A 24,769-nucleotide genomic window follows, 5' to 3' on the forward strand; every position below is an offset into this window, starting at 1 on the left:
TCTTTGCCGCTGGCTTTGTCGGTAAAGATTCGATCAAGCGCCACATCGGCCAACTGGCGTTCAGTGTTTTGTGATGTTGAGCTTACCCGGATGTATCCAACGTTTTGACCTTTCATAATGCCCGCCTGTGTGTAAACTAATGTCTTAAATACAGATTAACCCTTGTAAAATAAATGTCAAATTAACTTTTATTTACACGGTGTAAAGCGGGTTTGCGGGTGTGGTGGAAAGTGTAAAAAAATGTATACATTATTTACAATTGTTTTGATGATTGGCTGATTCATTCAGCTAAAGCTAAGCCAATAAAAAAGCCGGTGGCCTTGGTTGGTTCACTGGCTTTTTTGTTGTCAATTTTCGATGTTATTTATTTTTTCAGTGGATCATCAGTGGATCATTGGAGTTTTATAGAGACCTTAAAACACGATAAGACATTGATTTATATGGCGTCCCGGAGACGATTCGAACGTCCGACCTGCCCCTTAGGAGGGGGCTGCTCTATCCTGCTGAGCTACCGGGACTTTGTGAAATTTTAGCATAGGGTGCCGCGTTAATTTTTTTGTTTTCTAATTTCGACGCGTTCCAGTGAGGTAATGAAGTAGGATAATTTGGCTTGGCTTTTGCTGGATAGATTTTCAAAAAAACCGCCTAGTTGAACTTTAGGCAGGCTTGGCGAGGTGGGTTTTACAAAGCGAACCGAAAAATCGAAGTCCATTAAGTAGTCTTCGAAGCTGATTTGGCAGTTTTTGATAATGTCCCCGCGTTGTACTCGAGCGCGATTAACCGGGAGATCGATGCCGGCACCGCCGCGCGATAAGTCAAAGAGATAGCCGCTGACTGAAATGCCGGTACGCTCGGAGACGCCAGTAAAAGCGATATCGATCGAACTGATCTCTATGCGTGGGGCTCGTCTACGTTGAGGATAAAATATTCGATCGGGCAGGTTGGTCTTGTAATACGAGATGCCCCGCGAGTGCCCCATTTCGATGTCAGACAGGTTAAAGGATAAATGAATGCCTTTGTGGAATGTGGATAACTTTAAAGACCGAGTGGCTTGGAGTGCTGCATTGCCTTCCTTGGGTATCAGTTCATCCAAAATGATCAAGTTTTTCTCGGTCTTGATGCCTAGGATGGATGAATTATACTCTTGCGGGGCTCCGTCAATTTGAACCGTACAAAGTGGAGAGCTTTGTTCTATTTCGGATAGCAAATTAATGATTTTGTCGGGCGAAGTAATGAAGTTTGGATTTTCAAAAGGCGAGAGATCGTCATAATCCTCGGGCGTGTTGTCAGCCACTTTTTTGGTGAACAAACTCTTGAACTTATCGAACATGCTAAATCAGTGTAGGTATTTTATTTTGTGCAGTCTACACCGAAATGAGGGTATGTGAAAATAGCTCGCTACGTGTGCTGCCGTCAGGTCCATAGGTTGTAGCCAGTTGCGATTTACCGCGTAAGACCTGCAGAGCCCGCTGAGTGTGGCGGCTTAATAAGTCGATACTGGCACCGTTTTTTTCATTTAAGGTGCGGCAGGTTTTGGTTAATGCTGCAATATCCAACCAGTATCTATGGGAATCGGCGATATTAATCCCGCTTGCCTTGGCTTTGGCAAGATAAGTTTGGATTCCTTCCTGTGAGACCAGTAATTTTTCGGTTGCCAATACTTGGCCCAGCTGTTTTGAAAATTGCTCTAATTGCGCCACCACGTCTTTTTTATGCGCGGCAAGGGATGCGATGGTCATGGGGTCGCTCTTGACTTTCAGTTGTTCGTATTCAGCATTAAGCAGTTCAAACAACTTTTCTGTCAATTTAAGACCGTTCGATAACAATTTTTCTGCGATGGGAAAGGTTTTTTCTATCATGGCATTAGGTCGAATTGGCTATTTTTGTTTCCAGTTGCATCATTTTTTCAGCAACACGGTCCGGATCAATTTTGTAGGTGCCACTTTGTATGGCCGCCTTAATTTCTGCAACGCGAGTCTCATCAACCACTGCGGCGGATGACGCGCCGACATCCACTGCCTTTTTGATGCCTTCGGCTGTGGAAATGTTGATCGTATCGGCATCCGTTGCAAGATTATCGGGCTGTTTATTCGCTTCAAGCGAGCTTTTGTTCGCCGATTTGGTTGGTGTGGCAACGTTAGCGGCATTGACATTGTTGATGGATTGAATAGCCATGACGGTATCCCTATGAAAAATTTGGATACGTCTTTTAGCGGCATCATGGCTGAATCCTTTAGTTAATTACTAGAAATACACGCTTACTAATCCAAGCTTGATGACTGTGGCTTGTATGACGCGTTGCGATGATAGGTTTTTAACGCTTATTTGCTGGCCTTTTATGCCATCCGCCATGGCGACGCCAGCCGAGGTAATTAGTAAACCGGGCTTGCCAGATTGAATGCTGACGCGTTCGCCGCGCTTCACCAGGGTGGGCTCTCTATAATGGAATCGATACAACACACTGCCGACCGGGATGGTGCGCGTTGCTTGCTTATTAATGACGTCGTTCGGATCTCTAAGGTATCCAGGGTGTAAAGTGGAGGTTTCCCGGGTTTCGGTTGTTAGGTGTTCCAGGCTTATCTTGTCGTTTCTGCTGAGTTGTTTTGTTAGAATCAAAACGGCTTCGAATGATTTGACTATTACGGTACTGTAGATTGTCCAGTTGTTGATGCCGACACAACGGATACCCAAGGTATTGCGGCCGGGTCTTATATTTCCGGACTGGGGGAATATCTCCAATTTTTCGCTACAGGCCGGCAGCTGTAAGCGTGGATCGATTTGAGCACTGCTGATTTGATATTGTCCCGCGGGATCAAGTGACGATTCTACGAAGCTTTGCACGGCCTCTTGTATGGCATCTAATGATTGAAATGTAGCCGCTGCGGTTAGCGGGCTTGCAAGCAGTAACAAATAGAAGGTTAGGGTTATTGTTTTCATAGCGCATGTCGGTTTATTGACTCTGACTTCAATCAAGCATGAAACATACCAAGAAATTAATGGCAGTCCGATAACTCAAAGTGGCTATAATTATTTCAGTTACTTTTTAGAGGGGGGTATTTATGGCTGGTGTCTTAGAAGGCGTAGATCAGCGTACCAAGCTGGCGGGGCATAATCGATTTGAATTATTGTTATTTAAATTGGCAAGTCGGCAACGATTCGGGATTAACGTATTCAAAGTGCAGGAAGTCATTCAATGCCCACCGCTCACTCAGATCCCCAATTCTCATTCCGTTATTTGTGGCGTTGCGCATCTACGTGGAAAAACCATTCCGGTCCTCGACCTGTCTATGGCTATCGGCATGCGACCATTATCCCGCGAAGAGGGAGGGTATGTCATCGTTACCGAATATAACCGATCCATCCAGGGTTTTTTGGTAGGTTCGGTCGATCGCATCATTAATATAGGCTGGGAGCAAGTAAAAGCACCGCCCAGCGGTGCGGGACGGGAAAGTTATCTGACCGCTGTTACCAATGTGGATGGTGAATTGATTGAAGTGATCGATGTCGAAAAGGTCATGAAAGAAGTGATGGGTGGTCGGGAAGAGGCCGCGGCGGCAATCATAGATGCTGACGTATCAGGGAAAAACGATCATATCCTGGTGGTGGATGATTCTTCGGTGGCGCGAAATCAAGTCAAAAGGGTGTGCGAACAAATCGGTATCGAATGTACGACGCTTAAAGATGGTCTCGAAGCATGGGAACACTTAACCCAATTGATTGCCGATGGGGTCAAGATTCAGGATCGCTACGCCATGATCATATCGGATGTCGAAATGCCGCGTATGGACGGCTATACCTTGGCTACCAAAATCAAAAGCGATCCGGTCATGCGCGATATTTACCTGATTTTGCATACTTCGCTAAGCGGAGTGTTCAATACTGCAATGGTGCAGAAAGTAGGCGCCAACGAGTTTTTAGCCAAATTTGATCCGGATTCGTTATTGACGGCAGTTCAAAAGCAACTTAGGACGCATCATTCCATTTGACGTGGCAAAGTGTGTCGAAACGATAATCCAGCGCATGCTGTAATGGTCAACAAAAACCGGACACCTGTTCAGACAGCGTTTCTATAAAATTCCCGCTCGAATTCGATTGGGGATTGATAGCCCAATGTTGAGTGTGATCGGCGGCCATTGTAAAAGGCCAAATAATCGATCACGCTCAGTTTCGCCGCTTCTTGGGTTTTGAATTTTTCGTAGTTGAGTTGTTCGTACTTCAAACTGCAAAAAAAAGCGTTCGGTTGGTGAATTATCCCAGCAATTACCTTTTCGACTCATACTCTGCTCCATCGTCATCACGGCCAAATGTTGACGATAGTCTCGGCTCGCATATTGGCCTCCCCGGTCGGAATGATGCAATAAGCCGGGCGGCGGTTTACGGCGCCAGAAGGCCATTTGCAAAGCGTTGATGCAAAGTGACGTACGCATATGATCGCCAATCGCCCAACCAACGACTTGGCGGGAAAAGAGATCAATGACTACCGCAACGTAAAGCCAGCCCTGCAGGGTCCACACATAGGTGATATCGGTCGTCCACACCTGATTAGGCTTGGCGACTTGAAATTGCCGATCCAATTGATTGGGCGAAATGCTTTCATTGTGGTTGCTGTCGGTCGTGACTTTCAATCGCTTGGGATAGCGCGCCTGCAATTTCAGCTCTCGCATGAGCCGCCGCGTTTTAAAACGACCGATGGTAACGCCCTGTTTTTGCAAGCCATCGGCTAGGCGACGCGAACCAAAGCATTGCTTGTTGTCGATAAAAATCTGCCTGGCTGTTTCGGCTATTTTTCGATCTTGTTGATCTTTAGCGCTGTCTTTAGGGGTTTTTAACCAATCGTAATAAGCGCTGGTAACTTCCTGAAGTGGAATCCCATCTGTCAGCAGTGGGTGGTTAGGAGTCTGCCGATATAAGACATTCTTAAGGTTACCTTGGTGGCGTGTCTGCTCAAGGTTGACGTTTTACAATTTAGCTTGGGTTAACCCGGTTCCTGGCCATGATAAAGTCGATATGCGGCACATGCAGCAGGCCGGCTATTTTTCTGACCAGATATTCTTCTTGCACGTCTAATACACCGTCTATATAAGCAATGCGCCACAGGGCTTCAATGAATTGAATTTTCTGCGGCAGGCTGCATTGTTTGTTAATTAAGGATGTAAATTCATAATAATCGGTAGCTTGTTCTCTTTGTTGTTCAGCTAAGGCGATCAAGGACTCGGCCTGCTCGGTGGTTAATACAAAGTCTTTTTTAACCAACGCCAAAATCAGCGCGCGTTCTTTTTGATCCTCGATGTCGTCCATTTGCAGCATTTCCATGAACAGCGCCACGCTGGCCAATTTCAATTGCTCTTCTGTCGTGCTGTTTTCCGGCGACGGTAATGAGAGATGTTGTTCAAAAAACAGTTTGATTTGGTTCAGCATATATAAGGCGTTTCCGGGGTTGTTAAATTGCTTCGGCAAGCACTATAGGGCTTTTCCGGTGCAATTTGATTTGAGAAATTTGTTCAGGACATAACTGAACATCCAGAGGTTCCAGCTGGACCATAAGTTTTGGCGGAAATGGAAAGGGGTCAAGACTGCACATCTGGCTAATCCAAAGCCAATTCGCGGCGGATATGTTGTTCGAGGTGGCGGCAACAATACAAAACCTTATTTTTTCTGTTGGTTACATAACATCAACAAACAATTTGTTGGTTATGTAACTAGGGTAGTCTGTAGGCTGTTATGTATTTATTCTATTTAAATCAATTGGTTATTGTTATTTTTCGCGTTGGCACGGCCATTGCAATATCTCTATTGTCATTCACTACAAGTCTTACAAGAGGAGAAGATCATGGCGAAATTACGTCAATGTGCTATTTACGGAAAAGGTGGTATCGGTAAATCGACCACTACTCAAAATCTGGTTGCCGGCTTGGCTGAGCTCGGCAAAAAAGTAATGATCGTTGGTTGCGACCCTAAAGCCGACTCCACACGTTTAATTCTACACGCAAAAGCGCAAAACTCCATCATGCAAATGGCGGCCGATGCGGGTAGCGTGGAAGATTTGGAACTGGAAGACGTATTGAAAGTCGGTTACCGCGACATTAAATGTGTTGAATCCGGCGGTCCAGAGCCTGGCGTTGGTTGTGCGGGCCGTGGTGTTATCACAGCCATCAACTTCCTGGAAGAAGAAGGCGCTTACGACGAAAACTTAGACTTCGTATTCTACGATGTATTGGGTGACGTTGTATGCGGTGGTTTCGCGATGCCAATTCGTGAAAACAAAGCCCAAGAAATTTATATCGTTTGCTCTGGCGAAATGATGGCTATGTATGCAGCCAACAACATCGCTAAAGGTATCGTGAAATATGCTAACTCAGGCGGCGTACGTTTGGCCGGTTTGATCTGCAACTCACGTCAAACCGCTCGCGAAGACGAACTGATCATGGAATTGGCCGCTAAATTGGGCACACACATGATTCACTTCGTGCCACGCGACAACGTTGTACAACGTGCTGAAATCCGCCGTATGACTGTGATCGAATACGAACCTGGAGCTAAACAAGCTCAAGAGTATCGCGATCTGGCCAGCAAAATCCTTAACAACACACAATTGGTCATTCCAACGCCTATCACTATGGATGAATTGGAAGACATGTTGATGGAATTTGGTGTGATGGAAGAAGTAGACGAAAGCGCTGTCGGTGTTACCGCGGCAGCTGAAGCGACTGCGTAAAACCGTGTAGGTTGGGTTAGCGAAGTGTAACCCGACATTGCAAAGCCAACGTGTTGGGTTACGGCTGGCGCCTAACCCAACCTACATTTATAGTTCCTAATCGAGGTCTGTTGGGGGATTACCCACGGGCCACTGGAGGATAACATCATGGCTGCCATGACAAGAGAAGAGACCGAAGCGCTTATTCAAGAAGTGCTGGAAGTCTATCCCGAAAAAGCAAAAAAAGATCGTGAAAAACATTTAGCGATTAACGATCAAAGCCTGGAAAAGGCCAACAAATGTATTACTTCAAACCGTAAATCCTTGCCGGGCGTCATGACCATTCGTGGTTGTGCCTATGCCGGTTCCAAAGGGGTGGTTTGGGGTCCGATCAAGGATATGATCCATATTTCTCACGGTCCTGTGGGTTGCGGACAATATTCCCGCGCCGGCCGCCGTAACTACTACGTCGGTACCACAGGTATCAACACCTTCGGTACCATGAACTTTACTTCCGACTTTACCGAAAAAGACATCGTATTCGGCGGCGATAAAAAACTGGCCAAACTGATCGATGAAATCGAAGTATTGTTCCCAATGAACAAAGGTATCTCAATTCAATCAGAGTGCCCAATCGGTCTGATTGGTGACGATATTGAAGCGGTTGCCAAGGTCAAAAATAAAGAACACGGCAAAACTATCGTGCCAGTTCGTTGCGAAGGTTTCCGCGGCGTATCTCAATCCTTAGGTCACCACATCGCCAACGACGCGATTCGTGACTGGGTATTGGAAAAACGCGACGGTGACGATAGCTTCCCAACCACACCGTATGACGTTGCCGTAATCGGCGACTACAACATCGGCGGTGACGCTTGGGCTTCTAGAACATTATTGGAAGAAATGGGTTTGCGGGTTGTTGCTCAATGGTCCGGAGACGGTACTATTGCCGAGATCGAAAAAACCCCAAAAGTGAAATTGAACCTGATTCACTGCTATCGTTCAATGAACTACATCGCCCGCCATATGGAAGAAAAATATTCTATCCCCTGGATTGAATACAACTTCTTCGGCCCAACCAAAATCGCCGAGTCCTTGCGTAGAATCGCCGAGCATTTCGATGACACCATCAAAGAAGGCGCGGAACGCGTTATCGCGCGTTACAAAGCGGATTACGATGCGGTTATTGCCAAATACAAACCCCGATTGGAAGGCAAACGCGTGATGTTGTACATCGGCGGCTTGCGTCCACGCCACGTGATCGGTGCCTATGAAGATTTAGGCATGGAAGTGGTCGGTACCGGTTATGAATTCGGCCACAACGACGATTACGATCGTACCATCAAGGAAATGGGTAACGCGACTTTGCTGTATGACGATGTCACCGGCTACGAATTCGAAGAATTCGTCAAAAAAGTGCAACCCGACTTGGTTGGTTCCGGCGTTAAAGAGAAATACATTTTCCAAAAAATGGGCGTGCCGTTCCGGCAAATGCACTCATGGGATTATTCCGGTCCTTACCATGGTTATGACGGCTTTGCCATCTTTGCCCGTGATATGGATATGACCATTAATAACCCTTGCTGGAAAAGCTTTAAAGCGCCTTGGAAAACCGAAGCTGCTAGCGAGCCCGTCAAGGCGGTCGCCTAATCGTTAGTCTTGAACTGGGTTGTTTTTCAGCCCAGTTTGATCGGTTCGGCTAGCGCTGTCGCATAGGTGCGCACAACTAGAAGTTCCGGAAAATGTACATGGTACGCGCCTCCCCTCAAAGGCTTTGGCGTACCCCTTCCTCAACACGTAGTCCACAGATTAGTGGCGCGTTAGGAGATTATCATGAGCCAAGAAGTCGATAACATTCAACCCAGTTACCCTTTATTCAGAAACGATGAATACAAGGAAAATATCGCTAACAAACAAGCGCAGTATGAAGAGCGTCATCCGCAAGAAGCAATCGACGAAGTATTTCAATGGACGACCACCAAAGAATATCAAGAGCTGAACTTCAACCGTGAAGCTCTGACTGTCAATCCTGCCAAAGCCTGCCAACCGTTGGGTGCTGTTTTATGCGCCTTGGGTTTCGAGAAAACCATGCCTTACGTGCACGGCTCGCAAGGTTGCGTGGCTTACTTCCGTACTTACTTCAACCGTCATTTCAAAGAGCCTGTTTCTTGCGTATCGGACTCCATGACCGAAGACGCGGCGGTATTCGGTGGTCAGAAAAATATGTTCGCTGGTTTGGAAAATGCGAAAGCCTTATACAAACCCGCCATGATTGCCGTATCGACTACCTGTATGGCCGAAGTGATCGGTGACGACTTGAATGCGTTCATCAACAACGCCAAAAAAGACGGTCATATCGATGAGGATTATCCCGTACCGTTCGCGCATACGCCAAGCTTCGTCGGTAGCCATACCACGGGTTGGGACAACATGTTCGAAGGTATTGCTCGCTACTTCACCTTGAACTTTATGGAAGGTAAAGAAGTCGGCTCCAACGGCAAAATCAACTTTGTGCCCGGTTTCGAAACCTATTTAGGCAACTTCCGCGTCATTGCTCGGATGATGAAAGAAATGGGCGTTGATTACACCTTGATGAGCGATCCTACGGAAACCCTGGATACGCCTGCGGACGGCGAGTTCCGTATGTATGCCGGTGGTACTACCATGGATGAAGTCAAAGATGCGCCTAACGCCATCGACACCATTTTGTTGCAACCTTGGCAGTTGGAAAAAACCAAAAAATTCGTGCAAAACACCTGGAAGCACGATGCGCCTAAACTGAACATTCCTATGGGCTTGGAATGGACAGACCAATTGTTGATGAAAGTCTCGGAATTGACCGGTAAACCTATCCCAGCTTCACTGGAAAAAGAGCGCGGCCGTTTAGTGGATATGATGACCGACTCGCACGCTTGGTTGCATGGCAAAAAATTCGCTTTGTACGGCGATGCCGACTTTGCCTTGGGTATGACCAAATTCCTGTTGGAAATGGGCGCCGAAGTAACGGATGTATTGGTTAACCATGCCAACAAACGCTTCAAAAAAGCCTGCGAAGAAGTGTTGGCAGCATCACCTTACGGTAAAAACGCTACGGTACATATCGGTAAAGACTTGTGGCATTTCCGTTCCTTGATGTTTACCAACAAACCGGACTTCATGATCGGCAACTCATATGGTAAATTCATCCAACGCGATACCTTCTACAAAGGTGAAGCGGACGAAGTGCCATTGATCCGCATCGGCTTCCCCATCTTCGACCGTCACCATCTACACCGCATGACAACCCTGGGTTACGAAGGTGCGATGTATATGCTGACCACCTTGGTGAACGCCGTCCTGGAGCAATTGGATAAAGAAACCAAAGGCATGGGAACTACCGACTACAACTACGATTTGATTCGTTAATTTCGTCGATCCCCGTAGGGTGGGCTATGCTCACCCTGCTTTTTTTTGCTTTGGAGAACCCTATGCCCAGCGTCATGCTCAGAAAACGTGAAGATGGTAAGTTACTGTTTTACGTGGCCAAAAAGGATCTGGAAGAAACCATCGAAACGATTGAATTCGATAGCCCGGAAAAATGGGGTGGTGAAGTGGTATTAGGTGACGGTTCTAAGTATTACTTCGAACCCATGGAGCCCGCGCCGAAAATCCCCCTGACTTTGCAAGCAAAACGTTTATAAAAGGAGGCCGCCATGGCTCTATATATTGTTGCTGAAGAATGTATTTCCTGCGGAGATTGCAAACCCGTTTGCCCGACCGATTCTATCAAGGAAGGTGCCGTGGTTTTCGAGATCAGCAAGAAAACCTGCACCGAATGTAACGGTGATTACGATGAACCGCAATGCGTGAAAGTTTGCCCCATCGATAACTGCATATTACCGTTGGTGGCTTGATTAATCCAGACCGGGATAGGCGCATCGCGCCTTTCCGGCAAACCTGAGTTCCGCCGGAAGCACCTGATTCCGCTAACGCTGATCAGGTTTATTCCGGCCTCCGTCGCCATGCTCCCGATTTGAAACAGGAATACGTCATGATCAGCTCAGAACAAGTGCAACGCATTGCTTCCGTCCTCCGTAGCCAGGCGTTGAATGAAGCGGTGGTCTCGGCCCTCCGGAGTGAATATCCGGGCATACACTTTACCTACTGTATGGAAGATGACCTGCCGAATAACGAGCCGGTGTTGGAAGGCGAGTCTTTTAATATTTATTTGGTTGACGGTCGGGAACACTGTCTATGTCTGACCAACAACTATGAGAACGCTACAGGCATTGTGATCGCCGAAGTCATCGAGGAATAGGTTTACCCATGGTTGAACCTACCGAGCCCGTTTCGCTGCCCTTGGCCGATTGCAGTCTTTGCCCTTTCCGAAACAAAACCTTGCTGATGGGCCGGTGTATGCCCGGCGATACCTGCGTGTTTGTGGAAAGCGGCCGGCAAATCGATCGTTTTTTCCGTGTCAACCCGGCCTACGCCGACTTATATTTACATGATAAATTTTGGGAGCGGCGCGCCATAGCCGTGCGTTATGCGCCCCAAAAAGCCTTGCATGCCCTGATTACCGACGAAGATGAAGTGGTGCGACGGGCAGTGGCTTATCGCTTGCCCAGTTCACAGTTACAGCATTTAATCAACGATCCGGACCGGGAAGTCCGCATGACCGTGGCGGATCGCATCGACATGGAACACCTGGAAGCATTGGCCAACGACCCGGATTACATCGTGCGTCTGATGGTGGCCAAGCGCTTGTCGCCCGGTCGGCTGTTCCGCTTTATCAAGGATGACGATGTGCAAGTGCGTAAAATTGTGGCCGGGCGTCTGCCGGAGGTGAGTTTGGGCTTGATGGTTAACGATCCGTCCTCGGATGTGCGGCGCATCGTCGCCGACCGTTTGCCGCCCGAAGATGCCGTGGCGTTGCTTGACGACAGCGACTGGGTAGTCCGCTACACGGCCGCTTTGAAAGTCGATCCCAAAAATCTAAGCGGATTAATCAATGATCCCGAACCTGACGTGCGCGAAGTGGTGCAACGTCGTCTTCATCCAACCAACGCCTCGGATTCCGAACATGACTGAATCGCGATTAGTACTTGCCGGACAAGACATTACCAATTGCTGTAAACAAATCATCCCCGGTCAAACCGAAGATTTATTGCTGCGCCAACTGCAAAATCTGGTCCCCGATTACCCAGTCCAGCTGGCTTTAACCGGCGAAGAATGGTATCGGCTTGGCGGCGTAGTGAATATGGACGGTGGGCGTATTGCCAACGATCTAATCGAATGGGCGGAGCGTACCTATCTGGAATGCGGGCAAAACCTGCAAACCTTGATCGATTATACCGTCGAGCAAAAGTTGATTGCCACCAAGCAAACCGGCAAAACCTTGTATTTTGTGGTGCAAACCGGCGATAGGGCTGAGGATTTTACCCTGATTGAGATCGATAAAACGCATGAAGTATCCGATCGTATGCTGGTGAATGAACAGCAACCGCCGGAAGATCTAGAAGAATTTATCGATCCCTTGCAGCCGTTTTGCATCGAAAGTTTCGGCTTTGGCCATTCGCGCTACACCTATCGCCGCAAAACCGATGTCAAACTGTTCATGGAAGTCATCAATGAACGTCATCGCGGCGAACACCCGGTGCAGCGCTTTATGGATGATTGGAACAGAAGCAGTGCCGGGCAGAAAAAACGGCTATCCGACGAATGGATCATTCGACCCTATCAACATACAGGGCGTTTCGGCGAGCGGATTGTCAATGCGGAGATCATAAATACCCAGCATTACATTTTGCCGTATCTGGAAGATTTTTCCGGCAAAAAGGGTAGTGCGCTCAGTAATCTACTCAACCGTTTCGATCGCCAGGCCGGCTATCCATTTGCCTGGTTTTTTTACATGATCAAAGGCAAGCACGTCTCCACCCATTGCGCCGAAGCGGTTTATAAAGATATTGCCGGCGACTTTGCCTACCTGGGGCAACGCGACGAAGCGGTATTGAGAGACTGGATCGCCAGCCCTTATAACGTTTAAACCGGGTCGGTTGCGGCGGGTTCGTGCGTATTTTCTAGGGCTAGTCGTTCCGGGCCGATGATTTTCTAAACGCATGCTTTTCAATGCGTGAGAAAATCATCGGCTCCTTCGTCTACCGTAAGCCGGGATGCCAAACTCACACGTTAATCAAAACGCGCCCAGCCGGCGCTTTTCGGTGCTCAAAAATCTGTGGCCCTTCATCCGTCCTTATCGGGGCAGGATGCTGCTGGCTTTTTTGCTGTTATGTCTGGGTTCCGGCACGCTGTTGCTGGTACCGCTAGCCTTTCGCGATTTGATCGATTTCGGCTTTGGGCAGCAGCACCGGGCATCTTCCGGATGGTTGGCTTCGTTGAGCCTGAACGGCCACTTTATAGCTTTATTCGGGCTGGCCTGTGTGTGGGCGCTGGCCATAGCTGGCCGTTATTACACGGTAAATTGGGTAGGCGAACGGGTCACCGCCGATCTGCGCAGCGCGGTCTATGCGCGGGTCATGCAGCAATCCCCCGCATTTTTTGAAACCCTACAAACCGGCGAAGTTTTGTCGCGGCTGACCGGCGACACCACCCTGATTCAAACCGTGGTCGGCAGCTCGATTTCCATGGGCTTGCGCAGCCTGTTTCAGTGCGTAGGCGGCATGGCGATGCTGGCGATGACCAGTTTTTATCTGTTCTCGTTAAATTTGGGGTTGATGTCGGTGCTGATGCTGCCGTTGTTTGCCATTGGCCGGCAGGTCAAAAAGTTATCGCGGGAGTCGCAGGATAAAATTGCCGATGCCTCCGCCTTGGCTGCGGAAATTCTCAACGCGGTGCCGACCGTGCAGGCCTACACCCAGGAAAATGCCGAGATTGAGCGCTTCACCCGGCGGGCGGAACGGAGTTTTATCACTGCGGTACGCCGCAGCCGATTCAGGGCGGCGTTGTCCGCGTTGATTATCATGGCGGTGATGGGCTCGATCGTATTTGTGTTGTGGGTAGGTGCGCAACAGGTTCATGCCGGCGAAATGTCCGGCGGGCAGCTGGCTTCTTTTGTGTTGTACGCCACGTTGGTGGCCAGTGGTGTCAGCACGCTGGCGGAAGTCTGGGGGGATTTGATGCGTGCCACCGGAGCCACCGAACGTTTATTGGAATTGCTGCACACCCAATCGACCGTCACCGATGCCAGCGTTTGTCGGAATGGTTTGTCCGCTACTACGGCCGCTGCGGAAATTCAATTCCGGCAAGTCGGTTTTAACTATCCGTCCCGTCCGCAAACCCCGGCTTTGGAGCAGATCGATTTTACTATTTCAGCCGGCCAAAGCGTCGCCTTGGTCGGTCCGTCCGGAGCCGGCAAAACCACGCTGTTTCAATTGCTGCTGCGTTTCTACGATATCAGCCAAGGGGCGATTTTGTTTAATAGTCGGGATATTCGCCGGCTTTCCTTGCAAAATTTACGCAGCAACATTGCGATTGTGCCGCAGGACGCGGTGATATTTTCCGCGAATGCGCTGGAAAATATCCGCTATGGTCGCCCGACCGCCAGCGATGCGGAGGTGATGAAGGCTGCACAAGCCGCACAGGTGGACGAATTCATCCGCCGTTTGCCGGAGGGCTATCAAACCTTTCTGGGCGAGCGCGGTGTGCGGTTATCCGGTGGGCAGCGGCAACGCATAGCGATCGCCCGGGCCATGTTGAAAAACGCCCCGTTGTTATTGCTGGACGAAGCCACCAGTGCCTTGGATACCGAGTCGGAAATTTTGGTACAAGCCGGTTTAAACGCTGCGATGCAGGGACGCACCTCGCTAATTATCGCCCATAGGCTGGCGACCGTTAAAAAGGTCGACCGCATTATCGTGTTGGATCAGGGCCGAATCGTCGAAATGGGTGCGCCCGATGAGCTACGCAAACAAAGCGGACTTTACGCCAGACTGGCCAATTTACAATTCGATTGTTAGTCGACTGTTGTAAGGGAAAATTAACTTAATGCAAGCCATCTGAAATTTTCCACGGCAGCCAATGGCAATTAATAGGGGTGATTGTTATGCCCTTTGTTGTAATTTTTGTTTCTTTATTCATAAAAGCCAACGTGATGATGAGTGACGTTTTTCTTCCATGTGATAGTGCCTTTATTGGTTTATGTTATCAAAAAGGTAGAACGTATAAGATGTCTGCTGGTTTTTGGATTCTTTTTTCAAAAGGACTAGAGAAATTGTGACCATAGTCTAATCAGCTATCTGACAAAATGTAATTTTTGTCCCAACATTTCAGGCGTGACTAATACCACCCCACCTTCGCTGACATAAAACCTGTTTTTGTCATCCTCAAAATTTTCGCCAATGATGGTGCCATCCGGTACTACGCAGCCTTTTTCGATAATCGCTTTGCTGATGCGGCAATGCCGACCGATAGTGACTTGTGGCAGCAAGATGCTGTCTTGTATCAGTGAGAAGCTGTCGACAGTTGTATTAAAAAACACCATGGAATGTCTAACGGTCGAGCCTGAAATGATACAGCCTCCAGCAATCATGGAGTCGACAGCCTGGCCTCTTCGATCATCGTCATCAAAGACAAATTTAGCAGGTGGCGTTTGCTCCTGATAGGTCCATATCGGCCAGGTGGTATCGTATAAATTCAAATCCGGTTTCACGCCTATCAATTCCAAATTGGCAGCCCAATACGCATCGATCGTGCCGACATCGCGCCAGTAACTCTGTTGGCCACTTTGTAAATCTAAAAATGGATAGGCGTTGACGATATGCTTATCAATCACGGCAGGAATAATATCTTTGCCAAAATCGTGAGAAGAGTTAGGGTTTTCATCATCGTTAAGTAGCTGTTCCCACAAGAAATCGGCATTAAAAATATAAATACCCATAGAAGCCAAGGCCGTATCGGTTCGACCAGGCATAACGGGTGGGTTGGCCGGTTTCTCAATAAAGGCTCTCACTCTACGATTTTCATCGATATCTATCACCCCAAAAGCGCTGGCTTCCTTTAAAGATACTTCAAGACAGCCAATGGTTAACTCGGCATTTTTTTCGATATGATCGATTAACATGGCCGCATAATCCATTTTATAAATGTGATCACCGGCCAGAATTAAAATGTGTTCTGGTTTACGAGCTCTTAGAATATCAATATTCTGTAATACAGCGTCAGCCGTACCTTTATACCAGGAAGTCTCATTAATACGCTGTTGCGCCGGCATTAAATCGACGTATTCACCGAATTCGCCACGCATAAAGCCCCAACCTTTTTGGGCATGGCGAATCAATGAGTCGGCCTTATATTGCGTCAAAATACCAATCTTGCGGATGCCGGAATTTACGCAGTTGGATAAGGGAAAATCAATAATTCGGAACTTTCCTCCAAACGGCACCGCAGGTTTAGCCCGCCAATCCGTCATATTCATGAGCCGGGAGCCGCGCCCCCCGGCGAGAATTAAAGCAATGGTATTTCTAGTGAGTTTATGGATATTATGATGAGTCTGTGTCATGATATTTTTTACATTTATAATTTATGCCAACACTAAAAAATAATATTCGAATCGATTACTCGTTAGTTATTATTTTGATAACAGTGGAAAGCCGTTTGGAAAGTTCTTTTTAACAAATGCGCCAATTTCGTTTCCCCGTACCACATAAATCACATAAGAAAAATACAATACAGTTGAGATGTAAATAATTTCGTACATAGTCTGAGTCTCACTAATTAATTATGAATGGTGTTATTACAAGTGATGCTGTATAGCCAAAAAAGACGGGCACATCCTGTGCCCAAGCTAAGGAGGGCTAAGTACAATAAGAGGCTGAGCATATTGCAGGAAGAATAGATGATTTGATATTTAGATCTTGTTTCAGGCAGGGAGTGTAGGTGTTGCGACATAGCTTTTTGACGGATAACTAGAACAAAGTCGCCGGAAGTTAAAACGAAGCGCCGAAAAGCGCCAAAATTGATCTGTGGATGGAGCATGGCTAAGGCCTAGGTAAAATTTATTATTGTTATTGGCGTGCCCATTTAACACACCACTTTTAGTTACCAGTAAAACAACAAAAATAGTTTATTTTCAAATCAGTTGCTGATTTCGATAATAATGTTGCTTTTAAGCAAAAAATTTTATCGGTGAAACCAATTTCAATAAATGCTCTTTTGTCGTTGAGTAATACTTTACACCCGATAAATTAGATGTTGCAAGACTTTTAATACCCCTTGATTTCTGCTGTTTTTAATGCCGCTGGAAGGCTTTGGTCATTATTTTAGCCAAACAATATCTTATCCATTAAATCGCCACTGACTTAAGCCGGCGTTTGTGCGGTTAATTTAGAGCGTATTGATTAAATAGATAGTTAGTCAAAGACGTTGGGCGTAAGACGTTTGCAACCAGGGTTGTTGTTTATATATTACAATATTAATGGCTTAGGCTAATAGTATAAAAATTAGCTGTATCATTAGCTTCGGACAGAGAATTATACGGTTACTTTTTAGCGATTCGATATCGACCTATCTAAACTCCGCCAGGACTTAGACTTAATTTTATATTTGATGCCAAGAGTTGGGCTTTATCGTTTCAAGTCATTGTTTATGGTTTGAGCATGGCTGGCTTGGAGCTTACAGCGGACAGAACATGCATTTTGATACCAAAGGTCGTTAAAGGTCGGTTTTGCGCCTTCAATTCTGACAGCGCAAGTACGGACAAAATCGGACTTTTATGAATTGAAAACTAATTTCCTTCATAAGCCGGTCAATACTTAAAAGCTGTCGCCCGGAGGCCGTCAACTATGGACTGTTAAGTGCTCGGGGCGTTCAGGATGAAGTTGTTTCCAAAAATCACCAAAACTACTACTGAACCGGGAACCTTTCAAAACCGTCAGCCTACCTCTGTACAGAATCATGCTTTTGCGCACCAAACTTGTGCCGAAACGCCACAATATTGCATTAATAACCGCCATTACCTTTCCCGCCAAGCCGCGTCAAATTTTGCCATACGTCCTACAAGCCCCGACAATCCGAGCACCTAAACCTGCTCTGTGGTTATTCCGGCTTACTGGATCGATTATTGCTGCCTGATTCCTTTCGTCATCAATCTAAAGGGAACGCTATGGCTGGAAATTCCGCACGCATTCAGGCCGTTCAAAACATCACTAATCGTCACCCAATGCCTCCCAAAGTACCGCAGTCTCTGGCCAGTTTATGGGCGAGCGATGTTTTTACCATAAGCAAGATGAAGGAATGCCTGCCTAAAGAGGTTTTTAAATCGTTAAAGAAAACCATTGAAACCGGTTCCGAGCTGGATGTTTCCATTGCCGATGTAGTAGCACTGGCCATGAAAGACTGGGCGCTGTCAAAGGGCGCGCTGTATTATGCCCACGTGTTTTATCCGTTGACCAATGCCACCGCGGAAAAACACGACGGCTTTATTTCGGTACAGAGCGATGGCTCGGTCATCTCCGAATTCAGCGGTAAAGTGCTGGTGCAAGGCGAGCCGGATGGCTCGTCGTTCCCAAATGGCGGTATTCGTTCCACCTTTGAAGCCCGGGGTTATACCGCCTGGGATGTGACCAGTCCCGCCTACATTATGACTACCGACAATGGGGCGACGCTGTGTATTCCGACGGTATTTATTTCCTGGACTGGCGAAGCACTGGATAAGAAAACCCCGTTATTACGCGCCAATGCGGCGATGAACAAAGCCGCGCAACGCGTGTTATCTCTGATCGGTCATACCGATATTGCGCCGGTAAATTCCAGCTGCGGAGCAGAGCAGGAATATTTTCTGGTCGATGCCAATTTCGTCAACAGTCGCCCGGATTTGTTGCTGGCGGGACGCACGCTTTTCGGTGCAGCGGCGGCAAAAGGTCAGCAGTTCGATGATCATTATTTCGGCGCAATACCTGAACGGGTTCAGGTTTACATGCAGGATGTGGAAGAGCAGCTTTATCGTTTGGGTATTCCGGCCAAGACCCGTCACAACGAAGTGGCACCCGGTCAATTCGAGATTGCACCGTTTTTTGAATCCGCAAACGTTGCGACCGATCATCAACAATTGCTAATGACGATCTTGAAAAATACCGCCAAAAAGCACGGTCTGGTTTGTCTGCTGCACGAAAAGCCCTTCAAAGGCATTAACGGTTCCGGCAAGCACGTGAACTGGTCGGTGGGTAATGCTACCCAAGGCAATTTACTCGATCCAGGTAATACGCCACATTCAAACACACAGTTCCTGTTGTTCTGCGGCGCTGTGATTCGTGGTGTGCATAAATTCGGTCCATTATTGCGCGCAGCCATCGCCACAGCCAGTAACGATCATCGCTTGGGTGCGAATGAAGCGCCGCCGGCGATTATGTCCGTGTATTTAGGTTCGCAACTGGATAATGTGTTCGAACAAATCAGTAACGGTAAAATTACCGGCTCCTTAAGCGCCGGCGTGATGAATTTAGGCATCAACACCCTACCGGTGTTTAGTAAGGATGCAGGCGACAGAAATCGTACCTCGCCTTTCGCCTTTACCGGCAACCGCTTTGAATTTCGCGCCGTCGGTTCCGGACAATCGGTTGCAGGCCCGCTGGTGACGATGAATACCATGCTGGCCGATTCCCTGAATTGGGTGGCCGATAGCCTGGAAAGTCAATTGAATGCAGGCGTTAATCTTGATGGTGCAATCCTTAAAACCCTGAAAGCATTAATCGATCAACATGGCGCCGTGGTATTCGGCGGTAACGGCTATTCCGCCGAATGGCACAAAATGGCGGTGGAAGAACGCGGCTTACGCAATCTAAAAACCGCGGCGGATGCCTTGCCGGTGTTAAAAGAACCCGATGTGCGAGAATTGTTTGAAAAACTCGGGGTATTGTCGCCCGTAGAGCTCGCCAGTCGCTTTGAAATCTACGCCGAGCAGTACATTCTGGCAATTGAGGTGGAAGCTAAATTGGTTGTCAGTATGGCAAAAACCGGGATTTATCCGGCTGCGGTGAAATGTCTATCAGATCTTTCCGCTACTTTAAGTAGCCTTAAAACCAATGGTGTTGAGTTTGGAAATGAGCGTCTGGTTTTGATTGCCGGACTTTTAAGCTCAATGACCGCAACTGCGGATACACTCAGCGCAACGCTTGCTAAGCATGAATTTGCGACGATTGAAGAGCATTTACAGTTCTGCGCGAAGACTATCCGCCCCCTGATGGATGAGGTGCGCCAGTTTGCCGATGAACTGGAAGGTGAAATCGCCGACGAATTATGGCCTTACCCGACTTACCAGGAAATGTTGTTTATTAAATAACCGTCATCCCTGATAAAGGAAATAACGAAGCAGTTGCAGAAGCCGGTGTGAATATTTAGATTTTTATCCCGCTTCCTGCATAACCAGTCGAACGATTAAATCGGACCTTGATTGAAGACGCTGTATAGTTTCAAATTTTATTAACCAATAATGAGATATCCCCGGTTTATCTCGGGGTATTTACTGATTATGACTGGTTTTACAGTATGAAATTTAAGTACACCGAGCAAAATATCAACAGCAATCCACTACGGAACTGGTTGAATACCTTACTGTTTGATTTACAGTCTTTAATGGGTCGCAGCGCTAATTTCTCCTCGCCCCAATCCTCTCTCCAGCAGGAGAGGAAACAGGTCATTGCATAACTTAACGACATTAGCTATTTGCCGGATCATTTGCATTGACTGTCTTGCTTAAGAACGACCTTGTCAGCTCTTCTTTAGCCGCAGATGGCCTTCTGTCCGGCATTATTCAGCGTACCGCTACGTAGTGTGCGCAAAGTGCGCTTTCCACTGGCTGGGTGCAGTGACCACTATTGTGGAAAGCTGGCATAGCAGTCTATTCGCACGTTCTCGCATTGCTACCGAAGTACTAACCCATTCACAAATAGCGCTGTATATCCTTGCGTATCGATTCCGGTGTGGTCATGGATGGATAGCGTTTGATGGCTTTGCCGTCGCGTCCGACCAGAAATTTGGTGAAATTCCATTTGATGGCTTTAGTACCCAGCACGCCGGGCGCGGCGGTTTTTAAATACTGAAATAAGGGATGGGCATGCTGGCCGTTGACGTCTATTTTTTCGAACAACGGAAAACTGACGCCGAAATTGGTGGCGCAAAAGTCCGAGATTTCCGCGCTGGTGCCGGGTTCCTGCTGGCCGAATTGATTGCAGGGGAAGCCTAACACCGTAAAGCCTTGATCCTTGAACGCCTGATGCAAACTTTCCAAACCTTGATATTGCGGCGTAAATCCGCAACGACTGGCGGTATTGACGATCAGCAACAGTTGACCCTGGAAGCTCTCCAGGGAAATGCATTCGCCATCGATACGCGTGGCTTGGAAAGCGTAAACAGTATCCATGTCAGGCCTTAAGCGGTTTGCAATTCATCAATAGGGATTCTGAAAAAGTTTTTGAAGTAAGGCATGAAGCTGGCGGTGATGGGAATCGAGTAAAAACAATAAATCGCCGCCGCTTCGCCGGTGGAAACGCCCAGCAACCATTGCGGCATAAACAGGGTCATCAAGGCCATAAAGCAATGATAAGAGGCAATTCTGCGGTTGTTTTTCCACAGAAAACCGCTCAAGGCCAATGCAAACAGTGAGCCGTGCGTGACCAAGGTGCCATAGGCGGCGGGTATGGCGTAGCCGATGTGGTAAATACCCATGTACAAACAGGCCACCATGTTACCGATGAAATTGGGTTGCAAGCCGAACAGTTGCCATTGTTTAGGTAGAAAAGTACAAATCAGAAAAAGCGAACTCATGCCGATGCCCAGCATGGTGGCTTTTTTAAGGGCCGATCTGTCGCTGGAATAGGTGGCCAGGGCTGGCATGATGGCAAAGGCCTGGAGGGCGATATGGTAGGTAGAGAGTTCGCTGAGGAATAAGTTGGTGCCATAGCCGCACTGGTCGGCCACCGGGTAGGCAAAATATTGAATCAGTTCCATCAACGAAAAATGAAAAATGGCGTAGGCGCGCGCGACGCGCACCCAGAATTCTTCGTTGTTAACCACGAAAGTAACGCTGGAAGCGGCAAAGCCGATGATACCGAGTCCTAAGGACATATTTGCACTAAAACACATAGGTTATCCGTAAGGCTAGTGGCAACACGATCATAAAGTCCCGATGTAAACCGTGTTGCCGAGTTGATCGAAATATCTTAAAAACCGAACCGCCGAGAGGAGAAACGGTTTTTTGGAACAGCGATTCTAACAAACTATCCGCTGATCAGGCATAAAACGCGCAATTCAGTATGGGATTTTGCGGTCGTTTACAACTGATTCAGGCGTTGCCGCATGTCCTTAAATTCGAATGTGCCGACTTTTTGCATGACGATTTGGCCGTTTCTATCTATCAGAAACGTGGTGGGAGTCAACTGTACGTTGCCGAAACCTTGGGCTAGCGAGCCGCTGGGGTCCAGGGCGATGGCGTAGGGCAGCTGTTTGGCTTCCGCCATGGCTAGCACATGGTTGGGCGGGTCGTAACTCATGGCGACGGCGATAATCCTCAGTCCTTGCGGGCCAAATTGTCGGTGCAGTTCGATCAGATGCGGGATTTCATCGATACAGCCCGGACAGTCCGTGGCCCAGAATGTCACCAATACCGGTTTGCCTTTTAAATCGGCCGGGTCGATGCTTTCGCCCTTGATGGTTTTAAAACTAAGCTCCGGCGCCTGACGCACGGTTTGAGTTTGCCAAAACCAGACGCCTGTCGCCAGTAAGCCGATCAAGGCCATAATGCCGATGCTTTGTTTGAGAGTCATGAGTGTTGTAGGGAGTGGCTGGAATCTATGATGTCGATTACGGTGCTAATCGTAAAGCTGTTAAAATGCCCATCTTATCCAATAATCTTAAATCGTGACGATGAAAAAGATACTGATTTCCGACAAGCTGGCCGACGATGGCATTAATTTTTTGAATGAGCAGGACGGCATTCAAATCCATATTCAGACTGGATTAAGCGAAGCGGAATTATGCGAAATTATCCCCGAATACGATGCCTTGTTGATTCGCAGCGACACCCAGGTAACCGCCAATGTCTTGAAAGCGGCAAAAAAATTGAAAGTGGTCGGGCGGGCCGGTATCGGCGTTGATAATGTGGATCTGGCCGTGGCGATGGAGCAGGGCATCATCGTCATGAATACCCCGGATGCCAACGCCACCACTACCGCCGAGCTGGCGATTGCTCACATGTTTTCCTTAAGCAGGAATCTGCCGGTTGCCAACCAGTCGGTGCGGGACGGTAAATGGGAGCGCTCCAAGCTGGTCGGTGCGGAAATCAGTCATAAAACCCTGGCGATTTTAGGGTTCGGCACCATTGGCCGCATTGTGGCGCAGCGCGGCAATGGCTTAGGTATGCGGGTGATTGCCCACGATCCTTTTGTGGCGCCGGAAATATTCGAAAAATGCGCTGCGGAAATGGTCGATCTGGATGCCTTGGTCAAACAAGCCGATTATCTGAGCCTGCATTGCCCGTTGCTGGAAAAAACCCGTAACGTGATTGGCCGCGAACAATTGGCCATGATGAAAAAATCGGCTCGGCTGATCAACTGCGCCCGCGGCGGTTTGGTGGATGAAGCGGCACTGTACGATGCCTTGAAAGAGGGGCGGATTGCCGGTGCGGCACTGGATGTCTACGAACAGGAGCCACCCAAGGATTCGCCGTTACTGAGCTTGGATAATGTGGTGTTTACGCCGCACTTGGGGGCGTCGACTAAAGAAGCCCAGGTGGCCGTGAGTGTGGAAATCGCTCGGCAGGTAGTAAAATATCTGCAAACCGGCGAAGCCATCAATGCCCTGAATTTGCCGCGTTTGTCGGCGGAAGAATTGAAACAAGCCCAACCGTTCATGAATCTGGCCCATATTCTGGGCAAAGTATTACTGGGTTTGATCGATCAGCCGATTCAAAAGCTGGAAGTGGCGGTATTCGGTAAGGCCGCGCTGGGCAAGGTTAGGCCGATTTCCGCTGAAGCCATGGTGGGTTTGTTGGCGGGTCAGTTTGACACGCCGGTCAACCGGGTCAATGTGGAGAATATAGCCAAACGCCAGGGCATTGCGCTGGTGGAATCGCAAACCGAAGAAGCCGAAGGTTACCAGTCGTTGATTAAAGTAACCGGGCATTGCGTGGATAAAAGCGTGTCTTTGGCCGGCACGTTGTTGGGCGACCATCACCCGCGCCTGGTCAGTATCAATCAGTTTGAAATCGAAGTGGTGCCCGAAGGCGCGCTGGTGGTGACCCGTCATGACGACAAGCCGGGTGTGATTGCGGCGATCAGCTCGATTTTAGGCGTGTCCAATATCAATATCACCCGTATGCAGGTCAGTGTAGCGGATCAAAATCAGTTGTCCATGATGGTGATCAGCGTTTCGGATCCTCTGAACGAACAGGTATTGAAAGCCGTTTGCGATATTCCTGCTGTTCAATCAGCCTGCCAGATAGTGTTATGAGTTTCGATGTTATCTGTTTCGATTGCGACAGTACCTTAAGCAGGGTCGAAGGCATAGACGAACTGGCCAGACGGCAGGGCAGCTTCGAGCAGGTCGCGGCCATGACCGATGCGGCCATGAACGGCGAGATGGCCTTGGAGGCGGTTTATGGCGAGCGGCTGGGGGTGATCAAACCCGACCAGGCCGCGATAGATTGGCTGGCGGATTTGTATATCGCCGAAATGGCCGAGGGTGTGGCGGAGACCATCAAAACGCTGCAGGATAACGGCAAACTTATTCACATCATCAGCGGCGGGTTGCGGCAGGCGATTTTACCGCTGGCGGCCTTGCTCGGTATTCCCGAAGAACACGTGCATGCGGTGGATGTGGTATTTGACGAGCAGGGTCAATATGTGGATTTTGCCAGGCATTCGCCGTTGGCGGTCAGTGGCGGCAAGGCGCGTATTTGTCGGCGGCTGAGAATGCATCATTCTTCCCTGGTAATGATAGGCGACGGTAAAACCGATCTGGAAGCCAAGCTGGCCGGTGCTTATATGATCGGCTTCGGCGGAGTGGTTATACGGCCGCTGGTGCAAGAACAAGCCGATCTGTTTTTAGCGGACACGTCGTTGACCGCAATATTGCCTTACGTGTTGTAAG

The 24,769-nt window shown here is 48.3% G+C and carries 23 protein-coding genes, 1 tRNA gene and 2 pseudogenes; 13 read left to right on the forward strand and 13 right to left on the reverse strand.

What is annotated here, in order from left to right; genetic code table 11:
* The 6 genes and pseudogenes from M0R33_RS19850 to flgA form a co-directional block, all read right to left on the reverse strand.
* A pseudogene (locus tag M0R33_RS19850) lies at window positions 1-116 on the reverse strand (recombinase family protein); the annotation flags it as partial.
* A 325-nt stretch (window positions 117-441) separates the two neighbouring features.
* A tRNA-Arg gene (locus M0R33_RS19855) sits at window positions 442-518 on the reverse strand.
* A gap of 29 nt (window positions 519-547) precedes the next feature.
* A complete protein-coding gene (locus M0R33_RS19860) occupies window positions 548-1,330 on the reverse strand; it encodes a flagellar brake protein (protein WP_292573493.1) in 783 nt (260 codons plus the stop codon).
* A 34-nt stretch (window positions 1,331-1,364) separates the two neighbouring features.
* Window positions 1,365-1,859: a flagellar protein FlgN gene (locus M0R33_RS19865; RefSeq protein WP_292573495.1), complete on the reverse strand. Its 495-nt coding sequence runs from the start codon at window positions 1,857-1,859 to the stop codon at window positions 1,365-1,367.
* A 4-nt stretch (window positions 1,860-1,863) separates the two neighbouring features.
* The gene (gene flgM / locus M0R33_RS19870; RefSeq protein ID WP_292573497.1) at window positions 1,864-2,175 is read right to left on the reverse strand and encodes a flagellar biosynthesis anti-sigma factor FlgM; all 312 of its coding nucleotides are present in this window, start codon (window positions 2,173-2,175) and stop codon (window positions 1,864-1,866) included.
* A 69-nt stretch (window positions 2,176-2,244) separates the two neighbouring features.
* Entirely contained in the window at window positions 2,245-2,937 is a 693-nt protein-coding gene (gene flgA / locus M0R33_RS19875) for a flagellar basal body P-ring formation chaperone FlgA (protein ID WP_292573499.1), read from the reverse strand.
* 122 nt (window positions 2,938-3,059) lie between these two features.
* On the opposite strand from flgA, the gene M0R33_RS19880 reads away from it, so the two are divergent.
* Window positions 3,060-3,986, forward strand: coding sequence for a chemotaxis protein CheV (locus tag M0R33_RS19880; protein WP_292573501.1), 927 nt, complete (start codon window positions 3,060-3,062; stop codon window positions 3,984-3,986).
* A 68-nt stretch (window positions 3,987-4,054) separates the two neighbouring features.
* Here the strand turns inward: M0R33_RS19880 and M0R33_RS24480 are convergent, their stop codons facing one another.
* The 3 genes and pseudogenes from M0R33_RS24480 to M0R33_RS19890 form a co-directional block, all read right to left on the reverse strand.
* Window positions 4,055-4,219, reverse strand: a complete 165-nt coding sequence (locus tag M0R33_RS24480) for an IS3 family transposase (RefSeq protein ID WP_366044349.1) — start codon at window positions 4,217-4,219, stop codon at window positions 4,055-4,057.
* Window positions 4,218-4,883: pseudogene (locus M0R33_RS19885) on the reverse strand (IS3 family transposase); the annotation flags it as partial. The gene M0R33_RS24480 and the pseudogene M0R33_RS19885, both read right to left, overlap by 2 nt.
* 82 nt (window positions 4,884-4,965) lie before the next feature.
* The gene (locus M0R33_RS19890) at window positions 4,966-5,418 is read right to left on the reverse strand and encodes a TerB family tellurite resistance protein (protein ID WP_292573503.1); all 453 of its coding nucleotides are present in this window, start codon (window positions 5,416-5,418) and stop codon (window positions 4,966-4,968) included.
* A 412-nt stretch (window positions 5,419-5,830) separates the two neighbouring features.
* Here M0R33_RS19890 and nifH point away from each other — a divergent pair, with 412 nt between their 5' ends.
* The 9 genes from nifH (at window position 5,831) to M0R33_RS19935 (ending at window position 14,646) form a co-directional block, all read left to right on the forward strand.
* Complete coding sequence (nifH, locus tag M0R33_RS19895) at window positions 5,831-6,715, forward strand: nitrogenase iron protein (RefSeq protein WP_292573505.1); 885 nt, start codon at window positions 5,831-5,833, stop codon at window positions 6,713-6,715.
* A 147-nt stretch (window positions 6,716-6,862) separates the two neighbouring features.
* Window positions 6,863-8,341 carry a nitrogenase molybdenum-iron protein alpha chain gene (nifD, locus tag M0R33_RS19900; RefSeq protein ID WP_292573507.1) on the forward strand — a complete coding sequence of 493 codons (1,479 nt, stop codon included), beginning with the start codon at window positions 6,863-6,865 and terminating at the stop codon, window positions 8,339-8,341.
* Window positions 8,342-8,524: 183 nt separating this feature from the next.
* Window positions 8,525-10,096, forward strand: a complete 1,572-nt coding sequence (gene nifK, locus M0R33_RS19905) for a nitrogenase molybdenum-iron protein subunit beta (protein WP_292573509.1) — start codon at window positions 8,525-8,527, stop codon at window positions 10,094-10,096.
* 62 nt (window positions 10,097-10,158) lie between these two features.
* Window positions 10,159-10,371: a putative nitrogen fixation protein NifT gene (nifT, locus tag M0R33_RS19910; RefSeq protein ID WP_292573511.1), complete on the forward strand. Its 213-nt coding sequence runs from the start codon at window positions 10,159-10,161 to the stop codon at window positions 10,369-10,371.
* 12 nt (window positions 10,372-10,383) lie between these two features.
* On the forward strand, window positions 10,384-10,584 hold the full coding sequence (locus M0R33_RS19915) for a 4Fe-4S binding protein (RefSeq protein ID WP_292573513.1): 201 nt from the start codon (window positions 10,384-10,386) through the stop codon (window positions 10,582-10,584).
* Window positions 10,585-10,721: 137 nt separating this feature from the next.
* Window positions 10,722-10,988, forward strand: a complete 267-nt coding sequence (locus M0R33_RS19920; protein WP_292573515.1) for a DUF6129 family protein — start codon at window positions 10,722-10,724, stop codon at window positions 10,986-10,988.
* An 8-nt stretch (window positions 10,989-10,996) separates the two neighbouring features.
* A complete protein-coding gene (locus M0R33_RS19925) occupies window positions 10,997-11,761 on the forward strand; it encodes a 4Fe4S-binding leucine-rich repeat protein (protein ID WP_292573517.1) in 765 nt (254 codons plus the stop codon).
* Window positions 11,754-12,716, forward strand: coding sequence for a hypothetical protein (locus tag M0R33_RS19930; RefSeq protein WP_292573519.1), 963 nt, complete (start codon window positions 11,754-11,756; stop codon window positions 12,714-12,716). Before M0R33_RS19925 ends, M0R33_RS19930 begins: the two co-directional genes overlap by 8 nt.
* 127 nt (window positions 12,717-12,843) lie before the next feature.
* Window positions 12,844-14,646: an ABC transporter transmembrane domain-containing protein gene (locus tag M0R33_RS19935; RefSeq protein ID WP_292573521.1), complete on the forward strand. Its 1,803-nt coding sequence runs from the start codon at window positions 12,844-12,846 to the stop codon at window positions 14,644-14,646.
* Between the two features lie 275 nt (window positions 14,647-14,921).
* On the opposite strand, the gene glgC is transcribed toward M0R33_RS19935, so the two are convergent.
* Window positions 14,922-16,187: a glucose-1-phosphate adenylyltransferase gene (gene glgC / locus M0R33_RS19940; protein ID WP_292573523.1), complete on the reverse strand. Its 1,266-nt coding sequence runs from the start codon at window positions 16,185-16,187 to the stop codon at window positions 14,922-14,924.
* A 1,602-nt stretch (window positions 16,188-17,789) separates the two neighbouring features.
* Between glgC and M0R33_RS19945 the strand changes: the two genes are divergently transcribed.
* Window positions 17,790-19,964, forward strand: a complete 2,175-nt coding sequence (locus tag M0R33_RS19945) for a glutamine synthetase III (RefSeq protein WP_292573525.1) — start codon at window positions 17,790-17,792, stop codon at window positions 19,962-19,964.
* A gap of 600 nt (window positions 19,965-20,564) precedes the next feature.
* On the opposite strand, the gene M0R33_RS19950 is transcribed toward M0R33_RS19945, so the two are convergent.
* The 3 genes from M0R33_RS19950 to M0R33_RS19960 all read right to left on the reverse strand — a co-directional run bounded on the left by M0R33_RS19950 (window position 20,565) and on the right by M0R33_RS19960 (window position 22,446).
* Complete coding sequence (locus M0R33_RS19950; RefSeq protein WP_292573527.1) at window positions 20,565-21,044, reverse strand: glutathione peroxidase; 480 nt, start codon at window positions 21,042-21,044, stop codon at window positions 20,565-20,567.
* A gap of 8 nt (window positions 21,045-21,052) precedes the next feature.
* Complete coding sequence (locus M0R33_RS19955; protein WP_292573529.1) at window positions 21,053-21,766, reverse strand: DUF5765 domain-containing protein; 714 nt, start codon at window positions 21,764-21,766, stop codon at window positions 21,053-21,055.
* A 188-nt stretch (window positions 21,767-21,954) separates the two neighbouring features.
* Window positions 21,955-22,446 carry a TlpA disulfide reductase family protein gene (locus M0R33_RS19960; protein WP_292573531.1) on the reverse strand — a complete coding sequence of 164 codons (492 nt, stop codon included), beginning with the start codon at window positions 22,444-22,446 and terminating at the stop codon, window positions 21,955-21,957.
* 100 nt (window positions 22,447-22,546) lie between these two features.
* On the opposite strand from M0R33_RS19960, the gene serA reads away from it, so the two are divergent.
* Both serA and M0R33_RS19970 read left to right on the forward strand, forming a co-directional pair.
* Window positions 22,547-24,130 (forward strand): phosphoglycerate dehydrogenase, encoded by a 1,584-nt coding sequence (gene serA / locus M0R33_RS19965; protein ID WP_292573533.1) that lies wholly within the window; start codon window positions 22,547-22,549, stop codon window positions 24,128-24,130.
* Window positions 24,127-24,768 (forward strand): HAD-IB family phosphatase, encoded by a 642-nt coding sequence (locus tag M0R33_RS19970; RefSeq protein WP_292573536.1) that lies wholly within the window; start codon window positions 24,127-24,129, stop codon window positions 24,766-24,768. Before serA ends, M0R33_RS19970 begins: the two co-directional genes overlap by 4 nt.
* Window position 24,769: the final 1 nt, after the last annotated feature.

Origin of the sequence: Methylomonas sp., assembly GCF_023228165.1 — a bacterium.
In the GTDB taxonomy this organism is placed as follows: domain Bacteria; phylum Pseudomonadota; class Gammaproteobacteria; order Methylococcales; family Methylomonadaceae; genus Methylomonas.

Coding starts and splice junctions, on each gene's coding strand:
- M0R33_RS19860 (WP_292573493.1), bottom strand. CDS start 1,330: ATGTTCGATAAGTTCAAGAGTTTGTTCACCAAAAAAGTGGCTGACAAC.
- M0R33_RS19865 (WP_292573495.1), bottom strand. CDS start 1,859: ATGATAGAAAAAACCTTTCCCATCGCAGAAAAATTGTTATCGAACGGT.
- flgM (WP_292573497.1), bottom strand. CDS start 2,175: ATGGCTATTCAATCCATCAACAATGTCAATGCCGCTAACGTTGCCACA.
- flgA (WP_292573499.1), bottom strand. CDS start 2,937: ATGAAAACAATAACCCTAACCTTCTATTTGTTACTGCTTGCAAGCCCG.
- M0R33_RS19880 (WP_292573501.1), top strand. CDS start 3,060: ATGGCTGGTGTCTTAGAAGGCGTAGATCAGCGTACCAAGCTGGCGGGG.
- M0R33_RS19890 (WP_292573503.1), bottom strand. CDS start 5,418: ATGCTGAACCAAATCAAACTGTTTTTTGAACAACATCTCTCATTACCG.
- nifH (WP_292573505.1), top strand. CDS start 5,831: ATGGCGAAATTACGTCAATGTGCTATTTACGGAAAAGGTGGTATCGGT.
- nifD (WP_292573507.1), top strand. CDS start 6,863: ATGGCTGCCATGACAAGAGAAGAGACCGAAGCGCTTATTCAAGAAGTG.
- nifK (WP_292573509.1), top strand. CDS start 8,525: ATGAGCCAAGAAGTCGATAACATTCAACCCAGTTACCCTTTATTCAGA.
- nifT (WP_292573511.1), top strand. CDS start 10,159: ATGCCCAGCGTCATGCTCAGAAAACGTGAAGATGGTAAGTTACTGTTT.
- M0R33_RS19915 (WP_292573513.1), top strand. CDS start 10,384: ATGGCTCTATATATTGTTGCTGAAGAATGTATTTCCTGCGGAGATTGC.
- M0R33_RS19920 (WP_292573515.1), top strand. CDS start 10,722: ATGATCAGCTCAGAACAAGTGCAACGCATTGCTTCCGTCCTCCGTAGC.
- M0R33_RS19925 (WP_292573517.1), top strand. CDS start 10,997: ATGGTTGAACCTACCGAGCCCGTTTCGCTGCCCTTGGCCGATTGCAGT.
- M0R33_RS19930 (WP_292573519.1), top strand. CDS start 11,754: ATGACTGAATCGCGATTAGTACTTGCCGGACAAGACATTACCAATTGC.
- M0R33_RS19935 (WP_292573521.1), top strand. CDS start 12,844: ATGCCAAACTCACACGTTAATCAAAACGCGCCCAGCCGGCGCTTTTCG.
- glgC (WP_292573523.1), bottom strand. CDS start 16,187: ATGACACAGACTCATCATAATATCCATAAACTCACTAGAAATACCATT.
- M0R33_RS19945 (WP_292573525.1), top strand. CDS start 17,790: ATGGCTGGAAATTCCGCACGCATTCAGGCCGTTCAAAACATCACTAAT.
- M0R33_RS19950 (WP_292573527.1), bottom strand. CDS start 21,044: ATGGATACTGTTTACGCTTTCCAAGCCACGCGTATCGATGGCGAATGC.
- M0R33_RS19955 (WP_292573529.1), bottom strand. CDS start 21,766: ATGTGTTTTAGTGCAAATATGTCCTTAGGACTCGGTATCATCGGCTTT.
- M0R33_RS19960 (WP_292573531.1), bottom strand. CDS start 22,446: ATGACTCTCAAACAAAGCATCGGCATTATGGCCTTGATCGGCTTACTG.
- serA (WP_292573533.1), top strand. CDS start 22,547: ATGAAAAAGATACTGATTTCCGACAAGCTGGCCGACGATGGCATTAAT.
- M0R33_RS19970 (WP_292573536.1), top strand. CDS start 24,127: ATGAGTTTCGATGTTATCTGTTTCGATTGCGACAGTACCTTAAGCAGG.